This is a genomic window from Streptomyces sp. CBMA291, from assembly GCF_014596525.1.
Lineage (GTDB): Bacteria > Actinomycetota > Actinomycetes > Streptomycetales > Streptomycetaceae > Streptomyces.
This window is the reverse complement of sequence record NZ_MSJP01000056.1, coordinates 24,166-31,172: the sequence shown is the minus strand read 5'-3', so window position 1 is coordinate 31,172 and position 7,007 is coordinate 24,166. Positions and strand designations below refer to the sequence as shown.

The 7,007-nt window shown below is 69.3% G+C and carries 6 protein-coding genes; 2 read left to right on the top strand and 4 right to left on the bottom strand.

All coding sequences use genetic code 11. The features are described 5' to 3' along the window. Positions 1-166 precede the first annotated feature (166 nt). The gene (locus BU197_RS15145; protein WP_188268810.1) at positions 167-1,378 is read right to left on the bottom strand and encodes an acyl-CoA dehydrogenase family protein; all 1,212 of its coding nucleotides are present in this window, start codon (positions 1,376-1,378) and stop codon (positions 167-169) included. A 305-nt stretch (positions 1,379-1,683) separates the two neighbouring features. Between BU197_RS15145 and BU197_RS15140 the strand changes: the two genes are divergently transcribed. After that, the gene (locus BU197_RS15140) at positions 1,684-2,232 is read left to right on the top strand and encodes a CGNR zinc finger domain-containing protein (protein ID WP_188268809.1); all 549 of its coding nucleotides are present in this window, start codon (positions 1,684-1,686) and stop codon (positions 2,230-2,232) included. Positions 2,233-2,288: 56 nt separating this feature from the next. Continuing rightward, positions 2,289-3,218 (top strand): alpha/beta fold hydrolase, encoded by a 930-nt coding sequence (locus BU197_RS15135; RefSeq protein WP_188268808.1) that lies wholly within the window; start codon positions 2,289-2,291, stop codon positions 3,216-3,218. 18 nt (positions 3,219-3,236) lie between these two features. Here BU197_RS15135 and BU197_RS15130 read toward each other — a convergent pair whose 3' ends face one another. The 3 genes from BU197_RS15130 to BU197_RS15120 are packed head-to-tail and all read right to left on the bottom strand — an operon-like array spanning position 3,237 to position 6,679. Continuing rightward, positions 3,237-4,919: an AMP-binding protein gene (locus BU197_RS15130; protein WP_188268807.1), complete on the bottom strand. Its 1,683-nt coding sequence runs from the start codon at positions 4,917-4,919 to the stop codon at positions 3,237-3,239. Next, positions 4,916-5,671: a class I SAM-dependent methyltransferase gene (locus BU197_RS15125; protein WP_188268806.1), complete on the bottom strand. Its 756-nt coding sequence runs from the start codon at positions 5,669-5,671 to the stop codon at positions 4,916-4,918. Before BU197_RS15125 ends, BU197_RS15130 begins: the two co-directional genes overlap by 4 nt. 60 nt (positions 5,672-5,731) lie before the next feature. Continuing rightward, on the bottom strand, positions 5,732-6,679 hold the full coding sequence (locus BU197_RS15120; protein ID WP_223182646.1) for a helix-turn-helix domain-containing protein: 948 nt from the start codon (positions 6,677-6,679) through the stop codon (positions 5,732-5,734). Positions 6,680-7,007 lie beyond the last annotated feature (328 nt).

Below are 7,007 nucleotides of genomic sequence, written 5' to 3'. Positions count from 1 at the left end.
CGCCCACCACCACCAGGCACCACGTCGACCTCTACATCACTGGGAGTTGCTGCCATTCGACTGTCCTCATCTAGTCACGTGCCGGTCACTTCGACCCGATACCGGCGAGACGGCCGACAGACGGAGCGACGCCCCAGCCCATCAACCGCCATCCACCGCGTCCGGGTTATCCCTTGAGTCCGAGAGGGAAGGGCGCCAGCGGCGTCCCTCCGAGGAGGTGGGCTCCCGCCGACTGCACGATCTGCTCCTGGGCGAGGATGTGCTGGCACATCGTGTGGAGGTCGCGGAGCCAGCGGTCCAGGGGGGAGCTCCGGTAGATCGAGGCCGTTCCGACGAGGTCGGCGAGACGGATGACGATCGACCGGGCCGTCTTGAAGGCGTTGACGCGGGCGAGCGCCGACGACACCTGCTGGTCGGGGGTGGCCGGGATGCCCGACTCCAGTCGGTCCCACAGCTCGTGGAGCGTGCCGTAGACCGCGTAGCGCGCGGCGGCCAGCTCCATCTCGGCCTGGCCGATGGCCGTCTGCACCCGGTAGCTCTCCGCCCACGGGACGCCGGTGCCCTTCTCGACCCGGCCGACCGCCAGTTCGCGCACGTGGTCGAGGGCAGCCCGGGCCACACCCAGCGGCACGCCGGGCACATTGCCCAGGAAGGCGTCGGGGGCGGAGAGGGGGCCGGTGCCGTGCGGGGTGGTGAAGTCGAAGGTGTTCTCCTCGGCCACGAACAGGTCGACGGCCTGGTAGTCCATGCTGCCGCTGCCCGACAGACCTGTGGTGTGCCAGGTGTCCACGGTCTCGATGTCCGCGCGCGGGACCATGATCAGCCGCCAGTTCACCGGGGCGCCGCCCTCACCGGGCTCCGGCTTGCCGTCGGAGTGCACCACGCAGCCGCCGACGACCCAGTCGGCGTGCGAGACGCCGCTGCCGAACGGCCAGCGGCCGTTGACCCGGTAGCCGCCAGGGACCCGGTCGGCGCGACCGACGGGGAAGATGAGTCCGGCGGTGATCGCGTCCGGATTGGCGAGCATCTCCTTGGACACCGCTTCGTCCAGGTAGCCCGCGTAGATCCAGGTGTCCATCCCGATCATGGCGCACCAGCCGGCCGCCGAATCGCCGTAGGACAGCGCCTCGATGACCTCGGTCTGCTGCGCGAAGGTGAGCTCGGGTCCGCCCCATTCCTTCCGCATGCCGATGCGGAAGGCGCCGGTGCCGCGCACCAGCTCGACGACGTCCTCGGGGAGGCGTCGGTTGAGCGCGATCTCCTCGGAGCGCTCCCGCAGCAGCGGGGCCACGGCCCGCGCTCGCGTCAGGATCTCCGCCGCCGAGTCAGGGCCCTGCTCGTCGCCCGTCGTGGGATTGAGAGTCTCGGTCACAGTCATTGAACCCCTCCTGTACCTGCGTGCTCTTCTCTGTTCGGGCGCGACGGCCGACCGCCGCCCGCCCGGACCGCCGGACAGGCGGTACCCCGGGCAGTCGAGCGGCGGAAAGATCCGGCCGGTCTGCGCCGTCCTCACGCTAGGGACGGCGACCTCTCGCCTCTCGTGTGAACGCGCACGCGTTCTGGCATGTCCGCACACACCGAGTGGGCTAACCAACGGGAGCGACTTTAGAGGTTAGACATCCTTGCTGCAACCGGTCACATACGCTTGAGTGGTTAGAAACGGATCGGATGGAAGGTGGTGCGATGACCGAGGCCGACCCACGACCGTCAGCCGGCGAGCCCCTCGCCCTCGATCTCCTGAACACCCGACGTCGGCAGCACGGACGGCAGGACGACCTGCTGGAAACCCCGGCCGGTCTACGCGCGTGGCTCACCGGCCACGGGCTGGCGGACCGCTTCCCCGCCGACGCCGCGTCCCTCAGAGCCGTACGCGCCACCCGTCGCGCACTGGCCGCCGCCCTCGCCCGGCCGGACTCCGCCGAGGCGGCCCGCGGCATCGACGACATCCTGCGGCACGGCCGGATCAGACCCACCCTCAGCCCCGAAGGCCCCGCCGAGCGCGCCGAGTTCACCGACCCGGCCTGGGGCGCCGCCTGGACCGCCGCCCGCGACTATCTGCGCCTGCTCGCCACCGTCCCGGACCGCATCAAGCTCTGCGACCAGCCGGAATGCAGCAGCTACTTCCTCGACACGTCCCGCAACGGCACCCGCCGCTGGTGCTCCATGGCGCTGTGCGGCAACCGCGCCAAGGTCGCCCGCCACTACGCCAGAACCCGCGGCGCCCGCGCGTGACGGGACCCGCCGCCCACGCTCCCGCCGCCGAACCTCCGACCACACAAGGGGATTCCATGGATCCGCGCATCCGCCACCACACCGTCACCGTGCGGGGGCTCGACGTCTTCTACCGCGAGGCCGGTTCCCCCGACGCCCCGGTCCTGCTGCTGCTCCACGGCTTCCCGGCCAGCTCCCGCTCCTTCCGCGACCTCATGGGCCGTCTGGCGGGCGACTACCGGGTCATCGCCCCGGACCACATCGGTTTCGGCCACTCCGCCCTGCCGTCCGTCGAGGACTTCGACTACACCTTCGCCCGACTGGCCGAGATCACCGAGGAGTTCACCCGGCTGCTCGGGCTCTCGCGCTTCGCCCTCTACGTCCACGACTACGGCGCCCCGATCGGCTGGCGCCTCGCCGCCGCCCACCCCGAACGCGTCACGGCGATCGTGAGCCAGAACGGCAACGCCTACCTGGACGGCCTGCTCCCGGAGTTCTGGGCCCCCGTCCACGCCTACATCGCCGATCCGGACCCGGAGACCGAGACCGCCCTCCGGCAGGCCCTCAGCCCGGAAGGGGTGCGGTGGCAGTACACCCACGGAGTCCCCGACGAGACCCTGCTCGACCCCGACGCCTGGCACCTCGACGCGGCGGCGCTCCAGCGACCCGGCAGCGCCGCCGCCCAGCTCCGGCTCATCCGCGACTACGCCGCCAACCTGGCCGCCTACCCGGACTTCCAGCGCTACTTCAGGGAGAGCCGGGTCCCGCTGCTCGCCGTCTGGGGAGCCCATGACGAGATCTTCGGTCCCGAAGGCGCCCGGGCCTTCCGCCGCGATCTCCCCGAAGCGGAGGTACGACTGCTGCCGACCGGACACTTCGCCCTGGAGACCCACTGCGCCGAGATCGCGGACCTGGTCGCGGACTTCCTCAAGCGCCATGGCACCGGCCAGGGCCCGTCCGGAACGGCCGATGGCGCCGGGTACCCGCCCCGGCGCCACCTCCCGTGATGTCCCGCCCCCGTCGGGTCAGGAACGCGGCCCCGCCGCGCCGACGCGCACCACGCCCCGGGCCGTCTCGAACTGCTCCCGCAACTGGGCCCGGCGGAGCTTGCCGATGCCGGTCTTCGGCACGTCCTCCTTGGTGACCAGGACGACGTGCGGGTGCTCGACCCCGAAGGCCTCCGTCACACGGTCGCGCACCAGGTACTCGGCCTCGGACGCGTCCACGCCCTCACGCGGATGGAAGAAGACCGCGAGCTCCTCCGTCTCCCCGTCCCGCGCGGTCACCGCGCAGGCCACCGTGTACGAGGGCACGACGCAGTCGAGTTCCTCCACCCGGGCCTCGATCTCGTGACCGTGATAGGTGACGCCGTCCAGCTGGATGACGTCGTCGGCCCGCCCCGTCACGGTGAGGATGCCGTTCTGGACGTAGGCGAGGTCACCGGACTTGAACCAGCCGTCGGAGGTGAACGACTGCCGGTTCTGCTCGTCGTTGAGGTAGTAGCCGGAGGTCACGGTGGCACCGCTGACCTGGAGCCGGCCGGTGACACCGGGCGGCACCAGCTCGTTGCGCTCGTCGACCACCCGCAGGGCGGTGCCGGGCTGCGGACGGCCCACGGGGACGTAGCGCTCGTCCCCCGCGTTGACGGCGGAGAACTCGCAGTCCGCCACCCCGGCGGACGTCTCCGACATGCCCCAGCCCGGGAACATGGCGTCCGACGGAAGCCCGAAGGGGGCCAGCACCTCCATGAACCGGCGGACCACACCGCTGCGGACGGCCTCGCCGCCGTTCATGATGTAGCGCACGCAGGAGAGGTCCCAGGACTGCCCCTCGCACCGGTCCGCCTGGTCGTTGATGAGCCCGAAGGCGAAGTTCGGCGCCCAGGTGGTGTCGGAGCGGTACCGGTCCATCGCCCCGAGCCAGCGCAACGGGTCGCCGAGCACCCACTCGAAGCGGGCGTGCACCTGGTGGCAGCCGAGATAGACGTCCCGTACATGGAACATGACCAGGCCGCCCACATGGTCCATGGGCATCCAGTTGAAGGTGCGCGTCCGGTCGCTCAGCCCGTTCGTCCGTACGGTGGCGGCGGTACGGCTCAGCACGTTGCGATGGGTGAGCACCACGGCTTTGGGCACGCCGGTGCTGCCCGAGGTGAGCAGCCGTACGACCGGATCGTCGAGACCGGCCCGGTGCCAGAGCCGGTCCGGAGCGTGCGCGAGCAGGTCGCGGGTGCTCCCCAGCCACGCGTCCGCCCAGCGCGGGTCGGCCGTGACCTCGGGCGCCGGCTCCTGTCCCGCGCCGGTGACGACCCTCGGGGCGCCGTAACCGTTCCACACCCGCCGTAACAGGCCGGGGGCGTCCGCGCGCTGTTCGGCGGTGGCCCCGGCGTTGACCGGCATCGGGACGAACCCGCCCAGGACACAGGCCCAGAAGGCGGTCAGCAGCTCGGGGTCGTCGGCCACCTGGAGGACCACGGTCTCCCCGGGCCGGACGCCCGCCGCGCGGAGTCCGGCGAGCATGCGCGCGGCGTCGTCGAGCAGCCGCTGATACGTCCTGCCCTCCTCGGTGCCGTCCGCACCGATGAACCGGATGCTCTCCTCGGTCGCGTCGGCGCGTTCGGCCGCGCGCACGAGCGCCTCGCCGAGATCGGCCACCTCGGCGGGAACCGCCGGTCCGCCGTCGAGGTACGAGATGTCGGAGTTCGTCATTCCGAGTCAGCCTCCTTCGCGGTCGCCACGATCACCAGCGGGCCACGCCCATGGAAGGGCGCGGGCTCCTTGCGGAAGCCGCCGTACTCCGCGACCGTCCTCAGTCCTGCCTCCGTCAGCAGTTCCCGCACTTCCGGTCCGGTGAGAACCGACTGATCGAAGAAGTTGTCGTACATGGACACCCGGCCGTCGTGCTCGCGGACGAGCAGGGTCTCCTCATTCCGCCAGTTCGCCGCGTGCGGGTTGATCGACTGACGGGCGAGGCGAGTGACGAGCACTCCGTCGTCGCCCCGGTGATGAGCCACCGTGTGCTGCTGGAAACCCTCTACGAAGTTCAGCAAATGGCCGAACTCCAGCACTACATGGCCACCGGGCCGTAGCAACTCCCGCAGCTTCCGCAGCACTTGACGCAACTCGGCGCGCGGCAGGTAGTTGAGGGTCATGAACAGGCTGTAGACCAGATCGAACCGGTCATCGGTGGTGAAGGCCTCGGCCCGCTGGTGCACGTACTCGACGCCGGTGCCGCCGACGGCCCGCGCGTATTCCACGAATTTCGCGCTCTGATCTATTCCGAGGCAGGAAAAGCCTCGCGCGCCAAGCTCCCGAAGATTGGTACCCGTGCCGCAGCCGAGGTCGAGAACGCGCCCGCCGGCCGGTGCGAGAGAGGACAGGAACTCCGTTTCCGCAGCGAGGCTGCGGAAATCACCACGCATGATCTCGTAGTACTTTCCGGGGAATTCAAAGCTGGTCAATGCATTACCTTCCCGTGGGACCGAAACTACCTGGAACGGAGAAAGCGCGTCATGCGTCCTTCAGAGTGCGACGCCCCTGCGGATCTTGCGGAATTCCCGGGGCGTGATGCCGTACCGATCCCTGAAGAGACGACTGAAGTGTGAAGCACCGCAGAATCCCGAGCGCTCGCCGATCATCGCTATGGAGAGATGGTCGAAACGCGGATCCGCCAACTCGGACCGGCAGCGGGCCAGTCTTTCGTCCCTGATCCACCGAGCCGGACTCGTGTCGTGCTCGTGGAAAATCTTCTGCAAGTAGCGGAGTGAGACGTTGTGCTGCTGGGCCACGACGGACGGGCTCAGCCCGGGGTCGGCGAGCCGCTCCCGTATGAAAGCCTGGATGCTCAGCATCAGGGTCGGCCGACCGGTCCCCGATTCCTCCGCCATCGAGCGCAGCCGCTCCGCGAAGAGCGCCGCCGCGAACCCGGCCATGCTGCCACCCAGCAGGTCAACGCCGGTGTCGACGGAGTCGCCGTGCTGTTCGAGGCCGACGAGGAGATTGGACAGCAGCGCCCCGAGACCGTGCGAGCCGGGCCACACCCTGGCCGTGAGCATCTCGGTGTCCTTGGACGTGAGCCCCATCAGGCGCCGCGGCACCATGAGGGTCACCACCCGGAAGCGCTCCGGCATGATGACCTTGTACGGACGGGAACTGTCGTAGCAAACGAGCTGCGCCCCGCGAGCCGCCGCATGCTTCCCGTCCTGGAACACTAATATCTGGCCGGCCAACGGCCGGCATATGCTCAAATAGGCCTCCTTGCTTGTTTCCAGAAGTCGGCTGGGTCTCAGCATTTCACGCGGGCCGCCTTCGACGAGAAGGGTCCTTACCTCGCCGAATCGATTACTCACGATCGTACCGTGCGGCTCTTCATCATGGTCTTTTACAATCTGCACACAGTCACGGGACTGCGCGGGCGCGTTGAACCGGATAATGGGTCGTCTCTCGGCCCGAACACCGACACGCGTCATCAATCAAACCCCCCGTCCACCGAGGATTAGGGGGAGCTTTCAACTAAACGGCCGCTTCTTTACGGCCGCCACACCCACGGCGGGTGCGTTTGTCCCCCTGCATCCGATAGCAGCGTTCATTGGAACATACCCGGATGCTCGTTTCTATGGAGCGCTCCAGCCCCCTGGACAGCACCCCGGACGCGTTCCGACTCCCCCGCGCCCGGCGCTTGCTGCACGGATGCGCCGCCCGGCCACCGCGGCGACCCTCACGATCAGGCCTCAGAAAGGACGCAACTCAGTCACGGGCCGTGCGCGATTAGTCAATCGGAGGGGCCGTCTGCACGCG